Source organism: Kitasatospora sp. NPDC048545, from assembly GCF_040651155.1.
GTDB lineage: Bacteria > Actinomycetota > Actinomycetes > Streptomycetales > Streptomycetaceae > Kitasatospora.
Genome location: NZ_JBEZIQ010000034.1, coordinates 43,235 through 57,246 on the forward strand (window position 1 = coordinate 43,235; position 14,012 = coordinate 57,246).

3 protein-coding genes are annotated in these 14,012 nt (G+C 76.8%); all 3 read right to left on the reverse strand.

Annotation, left to right across the window (positions count from 1 at the left end; genetic code table 11):
- Positions 1 to 16: 16 nt before the first annotated feature.
- Positions 17 to 8,689 carry an amino acid adenylation domain-containing protein gene (locus AB0D10_RS28500; protein WP_360261810.1) on the reverse strand — a complete coding sequence of 2,891 codons (8,673 nt, stop codon included), beginning with the start codon at positions 8,687 to 8,689 and terminating at the stop codon, positions 17 to 19.
- Positions 8,686 to 13,167, reverse strand: coding sequence for an SDR family NAD(P)-dependent oxidoreductase (locus tag AB0D10_RS28505; RefSeq protein ID WP_360261811.1), 4,482 nt, complete (start codon positions 13,165 to 13,167; stop codon positions 8,686 to 8,688). Before AB0D10_RS28505 ends, AB0D10_RS28500 begins: the two co-directional genes overlap by 4 nt.
- Positions 13,168 to 13,244: 77 nt before the next feature.
- Positions 13,245 to 14,009: an aspartyl/asparaginyl beta-hydroxylase domain-containing protein gene (locus tag AB0D10_RS28510; RefSeq protein ID WP_360261812.1), complete on the reverse strand. Its 765-nt coding sequence runs from the start codon at positions 14,007 to 14,009 to the stop codon at positions 13,245 to 13,247.
- Positions 14,010 to 14,012 lie beyond the last annotated feature (3 nt).

Consider the following 14,012-nt stretch of genomic DNA (forward strand, 5'->3'; position numbering starts at 1 on the left):
CCGCCGGCCGTCCGGGTCAGCCGGTCGGGCCGGTGCCGGAGCCGCCCCGGCGGGCGGCGCGGCGCCGTTCGTGGTGCCGGCCGCGGTCGCCGCCGGCGGTCGGCGCACCGGCCTCGGGGGCCGGCGACGGCTGCGCCGTCGGCTCCGGTGCCGTCGGCCGGGCGGGCGCGGCGGCGGGAGCCGGGCGCTCCAGCAGCTCGGCGAGGTGACGGATGGTCGGCCGGTCGAACATCTCGACCACCGACAGTTCCCGCCCGAAGTCCTCGGCGATGCGCCGCTGGACCCGGACCAGGTGGATGGAGTTGGCGCCGGCTTCGAAGAAGTTGGTGTCGACGTCGACCTCCGCTCCGTCCATCACCTCCCGCCACAGCGCGGTGAGCCGCTCCACCGCGCCGAGCGCGGCGGGCTGTGCCGCCGGTCGCGCGGCGGGAACCGGTGCCGGGGCGGCGGCCCGGGCCCGCGGGGCCTGCTGCGCCTGCGGGGCCGGTGCGGCGGGCGGCGCGGTGCCCAGGCGGGCGAGCGCCGCCCGGTCGACCTTGCCGTTGGCGGACAGCGGCAGCGCGTCGACCAGCCGGACCCGCTGCGGCACCATGTAGCCGGGCAGCCGCTCCGCCAGCGCGTCGCGCAGCCCGATCGTCCAGTCGGCGCCGGAGTCCGGCGCGTCGTCCGCGGTGCCCGGCGGCCGGCCGCCGACCAGGGTGTGCAGCACGCTCTGGCCGTCCTCCAGCAGCAGCGCCCCGCGCAGCGGCTCGGGGAACACGTCGCCGATCGGGCAGAGCGCCACCGCCGTGTCGGCGGCCCGGTGCCGGAGCAGCTGGGCCATCGCACCGGCCTCCAGCAGGCAGAAGCGGTCGGCGAGTTCGCCGTACAACGGGGTGATCGCGGTGCCCCGGGCGACCAGGAAGAGCGCGAAGCCGGCCCGGTCGATCAGCGGCCGGTTGGCCTCGCTGTAGAGCGCCGGGTCGAGCGCCCGCGCCGCGCCGGGCGCGCCGTCGAGGGTGACCAGCGCCGGTCCGGCCGGGTCGACGTAGTAGGTGCCGGCCGCCAGGCCCGCCACCCCGCCCGGGGCGACGGCCAGGTAGGTCTGCACCGGGTACAGGCCGCCGGCCGACCCGTAGGCGTACCGGGGCACGCCGTCCTCGTCCTGGCGGGCGAGCACGGTCAGCAGCGCGTGCAGGTCCGCGAGGGAGACCGGGGTGCCGGCGAAGCCGGTGGCGGCGCCGCGCAGGGCGGCCGAGCGGCGCAGGTCGAGGGTGTCGGACGGCAGCCCGAACGGCAGCACCTCACGGCCCGCCAGGTCGGCGCGGCGGCCGGGCTGGCGCAGGCGCGCCTCCAGCCGGCGGACCCGCTCGGCGTCCAGGGCGGGGGCCGCCGCCGGGGCCGGGGCGGCGGGCTGCGGGCGGGCGGCCTCGCGGACCACGTAGGCCGCGAGGTTGGCGCCGAGTCCCTTGCCCTCGACCAGGGCCGCCGCCTCCCGCACGCCGTCCATCCGGACCAGCGCCGACTCGATCTCGCCCAGCTCGATCCGCATGCCGCGCACCTTGACCTGGGAGTCCTCGCGGCCGAGGAACTCCAGGTCGCCGTCGGGCAGCAGCCGGGCCAGGTCGCCGGTGCGGTAGAGGCGCTCACCGGTGACCGGGTGGGTCGGGAAGGCGCGGGCGGTGATCCCGGGGGCGTTGCGGTAGCCGACGGCCAGGCCCGCGCCGGTGATGAACAGGGCGCCGGCCACGCCGACCGGACGCGGCCGGAAGGCCTCGTCGAGGACGACCATGCCCTGGTTCCGCATCGGGCGGCCGTACGGGATGCTCGGGCGGTCCGGGGCGACCGCGCCGATCGGGTGCAGCACCGACCAGATCGACGCCTCGGTGGCGCCGCCCAGGCTGATCACCTCGGCCTTGGGCGACAGCGCGCGGACGTTGTCGGGCATGCCGACCGGGATCCAGTCGCCGCTGAGCATGACCAGGCGCAGCGACTCCAGGTCGGCCGCCGGGTTGCCGTCGGCGTACGCCAGCAGCATCTCCATCAGCGCGGGGACGGAGTTCCAGACGGTGACCCGGTGCTCGGCGACCAGCCGCGACCAGCGCGACGGGTCGCGCTCCTCGCCGGCGCCGACCAGCACCAGGGCGGCCCCGGCGGCGAGGGTGCCGAAGACGTCGTACACCGAGAGGTCGAAGCCGAGCGAGGAGATCCCGAGGACCCGGTCGGACGGTTCGATCCGGAAGCGGTCGTTGACGTCCACCACGGTGTTCAGCGCGCCCCGGTGGTCGATCATCACGCCCTTGGGGTCACCGGTGGAGCCCGAGGTGTAGATGACGTACGCGAGGTCCGACGGGGTGGTCGGCACCGGGACCGGCGGGGTGTCGGCCGGGGCGGACAGGGCCTGCTCGAAGGTCAGCAGGGTGACCCCGGCGGGCACGGCGTCCTCGGGGTTCCAGGACTCCCGGGCCAGCAGCGCGGTGGCGCCGGCGTGCTCCAGCGAGCGGGCGACGCGGGCGGCCGGCAGTCCGGCGTCCAGCGGCAGGTAGGCGCCGCCGGCCCGGATCACGCCGATCGCCGCGGCCACCTGCTCCCAGCCCCGGTCGGCGCGCACGCCGACCAGGTCGCCGGGGCGGACGCCGGCCGCGCGCAGTGCGTGGGCGACGGCGGCGGAGGCCCGCTCCAGCTCGCCGTAGGTCACCGTGCCCGTGGCCGAGACCACGGCGGTGCGTCCGGGCGCGGTCCGGGCCCGGGTGAGGAACGGCTCGTGCAGCAGTCCCTCGGGCAGCGGTCCGTCGGTGGCGTTGAGCGCGCGGTAGGCGTCGAGCTGGGCGGCGGGCAGGACGCCGAGGTACGGGTCCGTCCAGGCGTCGGGCCGCTCGGCGAGCGCGGTCAGCAGGCCGGTGTAGGCCTCGAACATGGCGTCGAGCAGGCCTTCGGGGAAGAGCTCCTCGACGGCGTCCCAGGTCAGCCGCAGCCGGCCCTCGTCCTCGGAGATCTGGTGGTCCAGCCAGACCTGGGGGGTCTGGGTGATGGTGTGGGCGACCTCGGCGCCCAGCTCCCGCAGCACCCGGCTGCCGCCGACGCCGTCGGCGCCGAGCTCGCTGGTGAAGACGACCGGCATGGCCGCCTCGGCGACCCCGCGCCGGCGGGCGAGTTCGCCGCCGACCCGGACGCCGCTGACCAGCTGGTGGTCCAGGTCCTCCCAGAGCCGGTCCTGCAGGCGGCGGGCCCGGTCGGCGAAGGAGCCGGCGGTCGCGCCGTCCACCTCGAAGAGGCTGAGCGCGGTGAAGTCGCCGACCATGGCGGCCAGGTCGGGGTGGTCGCCGACCCGGTTGAACAGGGTCAGATTGAGGGTGAAGCGGTCGGCTGCGGACCAGGCGCCGATCACGGTGGAGTAGGCGGCCAGGGCGAGCGCGGACGGGGTGACCCGGCCGGCCGCGGCCCGGCTCTTCAGCCGGTCCCACAGCTCGGTGGGCAGGTGCGCCTCGCGGCGGCGGAACCGGGTCTGCTCCAGCTCCTCCGGGCGCCGGGCGAGCGGCAGTGCGGGGGCGGGCGGGAGGGTCTCCAGGCGGCCGTGCCAGTAGTCGAGGTCGCGCTGCAGGGCGGGGCCCTCGCGGCGGGCCTGCTCGGCCAGCACGTAGTCGCGGAAGGAGAGTTCGAGCGGGCGCGGCTCCAGTGAGCCCTGGTAGACGGCGAGCAGTTCGCGCAGCAGGATCTGCACGCTGCCGCCGTCGGCGATCAGGGTGTCGATGCTCAGGTGCAGGCGGACGTCGGCGCCCCCGGTGCGGCTGGCCCGCAGCTCGAACAGCGGCCAGGTGTCGGCCGGCAGCACCTGGTGCGACATCCGGGCACGGGTGCCGGTGAGGCGTTCGGCGCGGTCGTGCTCCGGCAGGTCGCGCAGGTCGTCGACGGCCAGCGCGTACGCGGGCACCTCGGGCAGGACGCGCTGGGTGCCGTCCTCGCCGAAGACCAGGCGCAGTGCGTCGTGCCGGCGGACCATGGCCTGCCAGGCGTCCTGGAGCCGGACCGGGTCGACGTCGGCGACGTCCACCTCCAGGTAGAGGTGGCAGGCGACGTCGCCGCCGACGGCGCCGCTGCGGCCGATCCAGTAGGCGCGCTGCACGTCGGTGAGCGGGAAGGGCTCGTGGCGGCGGGCCGGGTCGGGGAGCAGTTCGGTGCGTTCGGCGGGCGCCTCGGCGTCCCCGCCCGCGCCGAGCGCGTCCACGGCCCGGGCCAGGGCGGCCACGGTCGGCGAGTCGAACAGGGAGCGCAGCGGCAGCCGCACGTTCAGTTCGTCGCGGATGCCGGCCACCATCCGGGCGGCGAGCAGCGAGTGGCCGCCGAGTTCGAAGAAGTCCTCCTCGGTGCCGACCTCGTCGAGCTGCAGGGCGGAGCGCCAGATCGCGGCGATCCGCTCCTCGGTGGGCGTGGCGGGCGGGGTGCGGTCGCGGCCGGCGGCGGGGACGGACTCGGGCGCGGGCAGCGCCGCGCGGTCGACCTTGCCGTTGCCGGTGAGCGGCAGCGCGTCGAGCGGGATGAACCGGGACGGGATCAGGAAGCCCGGCAGCTGTCCGGCCAGGGCGGCCCGCAGCTCGGCCGGGGCCGGCGGCGCGGCCGGGTCCTCGGCGACCAGGTAGGCGGCGAGCGCGGCCCGGGAGGTGCCCAGGCCGTAGGCGGTGACGACGCACTGGCGGATGCCGGGCAGCGCGGTGAGCGCGGCCTCGACCTCGCCGGTCTCGATCCGGAAGCCGCGGATCTTCACCTGGTGGTCGTTGCGCGAGAGGTACTGGATCCGGCCGTCGGCCAGGGTGCGGACGAGGTCGCCGGTGCGGTACAGCCGGGCGGCCGGGTCCGGTGACTCCGGGTCGGCGACGAAGCGGTCGGCGGTCAGCTCGGGCCGGTCGAGGTAGCCGGCCGTCACCCCGGCGCCGCCGATGAGGAGTTCGCCGGGCACGCCGACGGGGACCCGTCGCCCGGACGGGTCGAGGACGCGGACGGTGGTGCCGGCGATCGGCCGGCCGATGGTGACGACGCCCTCGGTCGGGTCGACCTCGTCGCTGGTGGACCAGACGGTGGTCTCGGTCGGGCCGTACATGTTGCGGATCCGGCCGTCGAGGTGCCCGGCCAGGCGGCGCACCAGGTCGGCGTCGAGGGCCTCGCCGCCGAGCAGTAGCTGCCGCAGGCCGCGCAGGGCCTGCGGGTCGGCCTCGTCGAGCAGGGTGCGGGCCCGCGAGGGCGTGCACTGCAGGTGGGTGACGCCGTGGGCGCGGATCAGCGCGGTCAGCTCGGTCTCGGCGGGCGCGCCGGCGGTCCGGGCGGTGGCCGGTGCGGCGGCCGCGGTGCGTCGCAGTTCGGCCAGCCGGGGCAGGGCCGCCAGCGCGACGTCGGTGTCGACGCCGAAGTCGACCAGGCAGCCGATCTCGTCGACCCCGGCCGCGGCCAGCCGCTGCACCAGCGGCAGGCACTCCTCGGCGGTGCCGATCAGCGAGCCGTGGCCCAGGTAGCGGGCGCAGGCGTGGTCGAGCAGGGCCTCCTGGTCCTCGGCGGTGAAGTCGCTGCTGCGGACGTCCATGCCGAGGCCGCGGGCCAGGTTCTCGATCAGGCCGACCGAGCTGCGCAGGTAGTCGCGGAACGGCTGCCGGGCGTGCGCCCGGACGTCGTCGGCGTCGGCGCCGACGTAGCTGTGCAGCATCAGGGTGACGTGCGGCCGGCCGGGGTGGCCGGCCTCCTGCCAGGCCTGGCGGTAGAGGGCGATCTTCTCGGCGAGTTCCTCGACGCTCTGGCCCAGCAGGTGGGTCAGCAGCCGGGCGCCGAGCCGGCCGGCTGTGCGGCAGGTCTCGGGGTTGCCCGAGGAGGTGAGCCAGTACGGCAGTTCGGCCTGGACGGGGCGGGGCAGCACCTCGACGTCGACGGTGCGGCCGCCGGGTCCCTCGAAGGGCAGCCGGTCGCCGCGCCACAGCCGCCGGACCTGTTCGATCCCGCTGACAGTGAGCGCCTGGCGGTCCTGGTAGGAGTCCTTGGCGAGGACGAAGTCGTCGGCGTGCCAGCCGGAGGCGAAGGACAGGCCGACCCGCCCGCCGGACAGGTTGTCGACGACGGACCACTCCTCGGCCACCCGCACCGGGTGGTGCAGCGGCAGCACCACGCTGCCGGCCCGGATGCCGATCCGCTCGGTGGCCTGGGCGATCGCGGCGGCCAGCACGGAGGGGGCCGGGAACGGCCCGCCGAAGGCGTGGAAGTGCCGCTCGGGCAGCCAGACGGCGGAGAAGCCGTTGGTGTCGGCGAAGCGGGCGCCGTCCAGCAGCAGCCGGTACTGGCCGGGGCCGGGCTCGGCGCCGGCGGTGTCGCTGGCGAAGTAGAACAGGCTGAACTCGGGGACGGCCGGGGCCTGGGTGACCCGGGTGACGGCGGCGGTGGCGGCCGGGACGGGGGCCGTCGTGCCGGGGTCGGGGTTGACCACGACGCGGTGGCCCCGGCTGAGGGTCCAGAGCAGTTCCAGGACGGAGATGTCGAAGGAGACGCTGGTGACGGCCAGCCAGGTCGCCTGCCCGGCGTCGGCCGGGCCGTCGGCGCCGGCGGCGTCGGCCGCCTCGTCCGGGCGCTCGGCGAGCACCCGGTCCATCGCCGCCAGGAAGGCGGTGAGGTTGCGGCGCAGCACGACGACGCCCTTGGGGCGGCCGGTCGAGCCGGAGGTGTGGATGACGTACGCGGGGGCGTCCGGGTCCACCGGCGCGGCCTCGACGGGAGCGCCTGCGGCCCCGGCGGACGCGTCGTCGGCCCCGGCCGGGGTGTCGAGGTCGAGCAGCGGCGCACCGGCCGGCGCGGCGTCGCGGGTCGCCGCGTGCACCACGACGGCGGCGGGCCGGGCGTCCTCGACCACGTGGGCCAGCCGGGCCGCCGGGTAGTCGGGGTCGAGCGGCAGGTAGGCGGCGCCGGCCCGGAGCACGGCGAGCATGGCCGCGGGCAGGTCGGTGCCGCGGCGCAGGCACAGGCCGACGCGGTCGCCGGGGCGGACCCCGGCGGCGCGCAGCCGGGCGAGCAGCTCGTCGACCCGGGCGTCCAGTCCCGCGTAGGTGAGGGCCAGTTCGGGGTGGCCGCCGGGCAGGACGGCCTCGCTGTCGGGGCGGGTGCGGACTGCCTGGGCGAAGGCGGTCAGGACGTCCGGGGCGTCCTCGGGAAGCGGGCCGCCGTCCCCGGCGGAGGCCAGCAGGGTCTGTTCCACGGGGGTGAGGGCGAGCAGCTCGGAGAGCCGCAGGCCGGGGTCGGCGGCGCCGCGGGCGAGGACCCGCCGCAGCGCGTCGGTGAGTTCGCGCACGGTGTCGTCGTCGAACAGGTCCCGGCTGAACTCGCAGACGCCGGAGGTGAGTTCTCCGTCCCTGGCGAGTTCCAGGCTCAGGTCGGTGCGGCACAGGCCGTTGTCCAGGTCGACGAGTTCGACCGTGACGCCGGGCAGCGCGATGTCCGGCGTCGGGACGTTCCGGTAGCCGAACTGCACCTGGTAGAGCGGCGCGTGACTGAGGTCGCGGTCCGGGCGCAGTTCGCGGACCAGACGCTCGAAGGGCACCTGGGCGTGGGCGAGCGCGCCGAGCGCGGTCTCCCGCACCCGGTCGAGCAGGTCGCCGAACGCCGGGTCGCCGGAGAGGTCCGAGCGCAGCACCAGGCTGTTGACGAACATGCCGACGAGACCGGCGAGTTCGGGCCGGTCGCGGCCCGCGGTGGGCACCCCGACCAGCACGTCCTGCTGCCCGGAGTGACGCATCAGGACGGCCTGCCAGGCCGCCAGGGTGACCATGAACGGGGTGGCCCGGGCGGCGCGGGCCGCCTGCTCCACGGCCTCGGTGGTGGCGGCGTCCAGGGTGAAGTGCACCCGGCCGCCCCGGTGGCTGGGCACGGCCGGCCGGGGCCGGTCGGTGGCGAGCTCCAGGACGTGCGGGGCGCCGTCCAGCCGCTCGCGCCAGTAGGCGAGCGGCTCGGCCAGCGCGGTGTCGGTGAGTTCGGCGCGCTGCCACTGCGCCCAGTCGGCGTACTGCACGGTGAGCGGCTCGGGCACCGGGCCGCCGTCACGGAAGGACCGGTAGCGGGCGCAGAGCTCCTCCACCAGCACCGAGCGGGACCAGGCGTCGCCGACCAGGTGGTGGTTGACCACGACCAACAGGGCGCGCTCGGGCGCGGAGCGGATCAGCAGGGCGCGCAGCATCGGGCCGTGCTCCGCGTCGAACGGCAGGGCCGCCTCCCGCTCGGCGAGTTCGCGCTCCCGCTCCGCGCTCCAGTCGGCCTCGCCGTCGGCGGGGCCGACCACCCGGAGCACCGGGGCGGTCTGCTCCAGCACCCGCTGCACCGGTCCGTCCTCGCCGTCGGCGACGACGGTGCGCAGCGCCTCGTGCCGCTCGACCAGACCGGTCAGCGCGGCCTCCAGGGCGGGGACGTCGAGCGGGCCGGTGAGGCGCAGCCCGACGTACTCGTTGAACACCCCGAGGCCGGGGGCGAGCTGCTCCACGAACCAGAGCCGTTCCTGGCCGAAGGACAGCGGAGCGGGCCGGGTGCGGTCGCGCGGCGGCAGTGCGGGGGCGGCGGTGGAGCCCGGAGCGGTGGCCGGGGCCGCGCCGACGCGGCCCCGGGCGCGCGCCTCGAAGGCGGCGCGCTGCTCGGGGGTGAGCCGGGCGAGGCGGTCCTCGCGGCCCCGGGGGTTCCGGTCTGCGGGGTTGGTCACTGCTGCTCCAGTTCGGCGATGATGCGGTCTTCGATCTCGACGGCGAGGTCGGCGATGCGGCCGCCCTCGAAGAAGAGCCGGGCGGGGACGTCGACCTCGAACTCGGCCCGCAGCCGGGCCGCGACCTGGGCGGCCAGCAGCGAGTGGCCGCCGAGCTCCAGGAAGTCGTCGTCCACCCCGACCCGGTCGAGGCCGAGCAGTTCGGCGTAGATCTCGGCCAGGCGCTCCTCGGTCGGGGTGGCCGGGGCGGTGTACGGCGTGGCGAGCTCGGGGCGGGGCAGGGCCGCCGTCCGGGGCAGCTCGGCGGCCGGGGCGGTGGAGGTGCGCAGCGCGCCGTCCACGACGCCGGCGCCGACCCGGGCCACCACGGCCCGTCCGGGCGGCCCGTCCAGCAGGGCGGCGAAGGCGCGGGCGCCCTGCTCGGGGGTGAGCGCGCCGGCCAGCATGTCGGCCTGGAAGGCGCGCAGGGCCTCCGGGACCTCGGCCTGGCTGGCCATGCCGACCTCGGCCCACATGTCCCAGTCGACCGCCACCGCGTGGCGCTCGCCGCGGGCGGCCTCGGCCTCCGCGGCGGCGTCGAGGTAGGCGTTGGCGGCGGCGTAGTCGGACTGCCCGTAGGTCGGGATCAGGGTGGCGAGCGAGGAGCAGAGCACCAGCACCTCGGCCTCCCCGGGGTGCAGGGCGTCGAGCAGGTGGCGCAGGCCGGCGGTCTTCGGGGCGAGCACGGTGCGCATGTCGTCGTCGGAGCGCAGCTCGACCGAGCCGCCGCCGGGCAGGCCGGCGGCGTGGATGACGCCGTCGATCCGGCCGAAGGCCGAACGGGCCTGCTCCAGCGCCCGGTCCAGCGACCCGGCGTCGGTGACGTCGGCGCGGACGGCCAGTGCCTCGGCGCCGGCCTCGCGCAGTCCGGCGAGGGCGTTCTCGGCGGCCTTGCCGTCGGCGCCGCGGCCGAGCAGGACGAGCCGGGCGACGCCGGCCCTGGCCAGGTAGCGGGCGAGGGTCAGGCCGATGCCGCCGAGGCCGCCGGTGATCAGCCAGGTGCTGTCGGGGCGGACCCGGGCGGGGGCCGCCGGGACGGGCCGCTCGGCGCGCTCGACCGTGCGGGTGAGCAGGGCGCCGTCGCGCAGGGCGAGCAGCCGGGCCGGGCCGGTGAGCACGGCGCGGACCACGGCGGTGGCGGCGGCCTCGTCGAGGGCGGTTCCGGCGGCGAGGTCGACCTGGGTGCAGCGCAGGTTGCGGTACTCCTCGCCGAACACCTGGACCGGGCCGCTGAGCAGGGCCGCGGCGGGCCGGGGCCGCTCGCCGGGGGAGGCCGGGAAGGCGCCGGCGGTCACCACGCCGAGCCGCACCTCGTGCACCACGCTCTCGGCGGACATCGCCCGGGCGAGGTGGACCAGGCCGAAGTATCCGTCGGTCTCGTCGGCGGTCTCGTCCAGCCCCCAGGCGTACAGGACGGCGGTGGGCGTCCGGACCAGGGCGCGCAGGTCGGCGAGCAGCTTGGCGTACTGGGCCGGGTCGGCCGGGTCGAGCTCGTAGACGCCGCGGCGCACCCGGCGGTAGGCGGGGCCGGGCTGGACGGTGGTGACGATCTGGCCGCGCGCGGTCAGCAGGTCGACCAGCGGCCGGGCCGTGGCGGCGCGGTCCAGCAGGACCAGCCAGGTCTGCCGGCGGCCGGTCAGCGGGTCGTCCCCGGCGGGCTCGGCGAGCGGCCGCCAGCCGACGGTCGCGTGGACCGCGTCGAGGTCCGAGGCGGGCAGCGCGGTGGCGGGCGCCCGGCCGGGGACGGTCGGCTCGATCCAGTGCGGCAGCCGCTCGAAGGGGTAGCCGGGCAGGTCGGCGGGGCGGGCCGCGGCGTCGACCGGCTCCCAGTCGACCGGGACGCCGTGCGTCCACAGGCTGCCGAGGGCCAGGACGGCGCTGCCGGGCTCGTCCTCGGGGCCGCGCCGGCCCCGGGTCGGCAGCGGCGGCTGGGCGAGCCGCGGTGCGGCGGTGCCCTCGGCGGCCGAGCGGGCCAGGTCGGTCAGCACGCTGCCGGGGCCGGTCTCGACCAGCACCGTCCGCTCGTCGAACGCGGCCAGGCGGGTGAGCCCGTCGTGGAAGCGGACCGGGGAGAGCATCTGGCGCGTCCAGTACCCGGGGTCGGTGGCCTGCTCCGGGGTGATCCAGTCGCCGGTGAGGTTGGAGAGGAAGGGCACGGTGGGCTCGCGCAGCGTCACCTTGGCCAGCTCGGCGGCGAACCGCTCGGCGGCCGGGGCGCACAGGGCGCTGTGGAAGGCCCGGTCGACCGGCAGGGGCAGGGCGCGCAGGCCGCGCTCGCCGAGTTCGGCGGCGGCGCGTGCGGTGGCCTCGGGGGTGCCGGAGAGCACGGTGGCGGCGGGGCCGTTGACGGCGGCCAGGTCCAGGCCGTGCCGGGCGGCGAGGTCGGCGGCCGCCGGCTCGTCCAGCGGGACGGCGAGCATCGCGCCGGGCGCGGTGTCCTCCATCAGCCGGCCGCGGGCGGCGACCAGGGCGAGCGCCTCGGGGAGGTCGAGGACGCCGGAGAGCAGGGCCGCGGTGTACTCGCCGAGGCTGTGGCCGAGCAGGGCGGCCGGGCGGACGCCCCAGTGGCGCCACAGGGCGGCCACGGCGTGGCCGACCGCGAGGACGGCGGGCTGGGTGATCGAGCTGCGGCGCAGCTGGTCGGCGTCGCCGTCGCGGAGCAGGTCGACCAGGTCGAGTCCGAGGTGCGGGCGCAGCAGGTCGGCGGCCTCGTCCAGGGCGGTCCGGAACACCGGGTGCGCCCGGTGCAGGCCGAGGGCCATGCCCGGGTACTGGGCGCCCTGGCCGGGCAGCAGGAAGGCGACCGGGGCGGCGCCCTGCTCGGCGCGGGCCCGGACGGACTCGCGGCGGCCGCCGTCGCGCAGCGCGGCCACGGCTTCGGCGGTGTCCCGGGCGATCACGACCCGGCGCTGGACGAGTTGGCGGCGGCCGGTGCGCAGGGTCCGGGCGACGTCGGCGAGCGGACGGTCCGGGTGGGCGGCGAGGTCGTCGGCGAGCCGCTCGGCGGCGGCGTCCAGGGCGGCGCCGGTGCGGGCGGACAGCGGCAGGGCGACCGGGACCGGGGTCGGCTCGGCGCCTTCGCGGGCGGCGGCCTCGGGGGCCTGCTCCAGGATCACGTGCGCGTTGGTGCCGCCGATGCCGAAGGCGCTGACGGCGGCCCGGCGCGGGCCCGCGGTGACCGGCCAGTCGGTGAGGGTGCCCGGGACGAAGAACGGGCTGTCGGCCAGGCCGAGTTCGGGGTTGACGGACTCGGCGTGCAGGCTGGCCGGGATCCGGCCGCTGCGGACGGTCAGGATGGTCTTGATCAGGCCGGTGACGCCCGCGGCGGTGTCCAGGTGGCCGAGGTTGGACTTCACCGAGCCGAGGCCGCACCAGCCGGTGGACGAGCGCAGGTCGGCGTCCTGCTCGGCACGGAAGGCGGCGGTGAGCGCCTCGACCTCGATCGGGTCGCCGATCGGGGTGCCGGTGCCGTGCGCCTCGACGTAGCCGATGGTGTCCGGGGCGACGCCCGCGACGGACAGCGCCTCGCGGATCACGGCGGTCTGCCCGGCCACCCCGGGGGCGGTGTAACCCGCCTTGTTGGCGCCGTCGTTGTTGACGGCCGAGCCGAGGATGACGGCGTGCACCCGGTCGCCGTCGGCGAGCGCGTCGGCGAGCCGCTTGAGCACCACGACGCCCGCGCCGTTGCCGAAGACGGTGCCGGCCGCGTCGGCGCCGAAGGGCCGGCAGTGCCCGTCCGGTGACTCGATGCCGCCGGGCACCGGCAGGTAGCCGGAGCGGTGCGGCACGGTGACGGTGACGCCGCCGGCCAGGGCCAGGTCGCACTCCTCGGACAGCAGGCTCTGCACCGCGAGGTGCACCGCCACCAGCGAGGTCGAGCAGGCGGTCTGCACGCTGACCGCCGGGCCGCGCAGGTTGAGCTTGTACGCGGCCCGGGCGGCGAGCTGGTCGGGCTGGTTGCCCTGGAAGAGCATCGGCACGCCGAGCGAGTCCCGCAGGTCGGTGCGGGGCAGCAGGTTGTGGATCAGGTAGGTGCTCAGCAGCGAGCCGGCGTAGACCGCGACCGGCCCGCGCGCCCGGTCGGGGTCGCAGCCGGCGTCCTCCAGCGCCTCCCAGGCGCACTCCAGGAAGATGCGCTGCTGCGGGTCGATGACCGAGGCCTCCAGCGCGTTGTAGCCGAACAGCTGGGAGTCGAAGCCGGCGACGTCCGACAGCACCCCCTTGGCGGCCACGTACCCGGGCTTGCCGGCCTCGGCGTCCGGCACGCCGGCGGCCCGCAGTTCCTCGGGGCCGAACCGGCTGACCGCCTCGGTGCCGGCGGCCAGCAGCTCCCACAAAGCGTCGACGGAATCGGCTCCGGGGAAGCGGCCCGCGAGGCCGACGACGGCGACCCGGCCGTCGGTCTCGGCCGCGTCGGGAAGGACCGGCTGTGCGTTCAAGGTGTTCTCCGTGGTGTGGTGGGCTCCGCGCGCGGCGGGGCGGGCAGGACCGGGGACGACCGGGGACGGGGCCGGGCTCAGACCGCCATGAGGTAGCGCTGGAAGCGGGGCATCAGGAACTCCAGGGCCCGGACCTCGACGGGCGTCAGCTCCGGGTGCCAGACGTCCCAGAGCAGGACGGCGCGCTGCTGGGTGCCCTTGTTCCAGGCCTCGTGGATGAAGCTGTCGTCGAAGAGGATGGCCTTGCCCTCCTCCCAGCCCCGCTCGTCGTCACCGACCTTGATGCCGCAGCCGGGCGGGACGATCAGCGGCAGGTGCGCGGTGAGCAGCAGGTTCACGCCGCCGGTGTGCGGGGTGATGTGCACGCCGGGGTTGAGGATGGTGAACATGCCGTCGCGCGGCCCGTGCGGGGTCGCGGACACGGCGGCGTGGGTCGCGGGGCAGCGCTCCACGACCTCGTCGCGCCAGGCGCCGTTGCGGTAGAGCTGGTAGGTGTCCCAGCCCTGCCAGCCGAGTTCCTTGGTGTACAGGTCCTCGTACGGGGCGAAGCGGGCCTGTTCCTCGCGCAGCGCCAGGAACTCCGCCTTGATCTGCTCGTAGGACTCCTCGACCCGTGCCACCCACGGCAGTTCGGCGGTGTCGTGCCAGGGCAGGGCGCTGATCCCGGGGAAGAACAGCCGGGTCGGCTCCTGGTCCTCGTGCAGGTACTCCGGGGCCTGCTCGCCGGTGAGGATGCGCAGGCACTCCTCGACCCGCTCCAGGCCCTCGGTGCCCCCGGTGCCCCCGGTGCCCTCGGTGCCGAGGAAGTCGTGCAGTTCCGTCATCACGCTCTGGACGTCCATGGA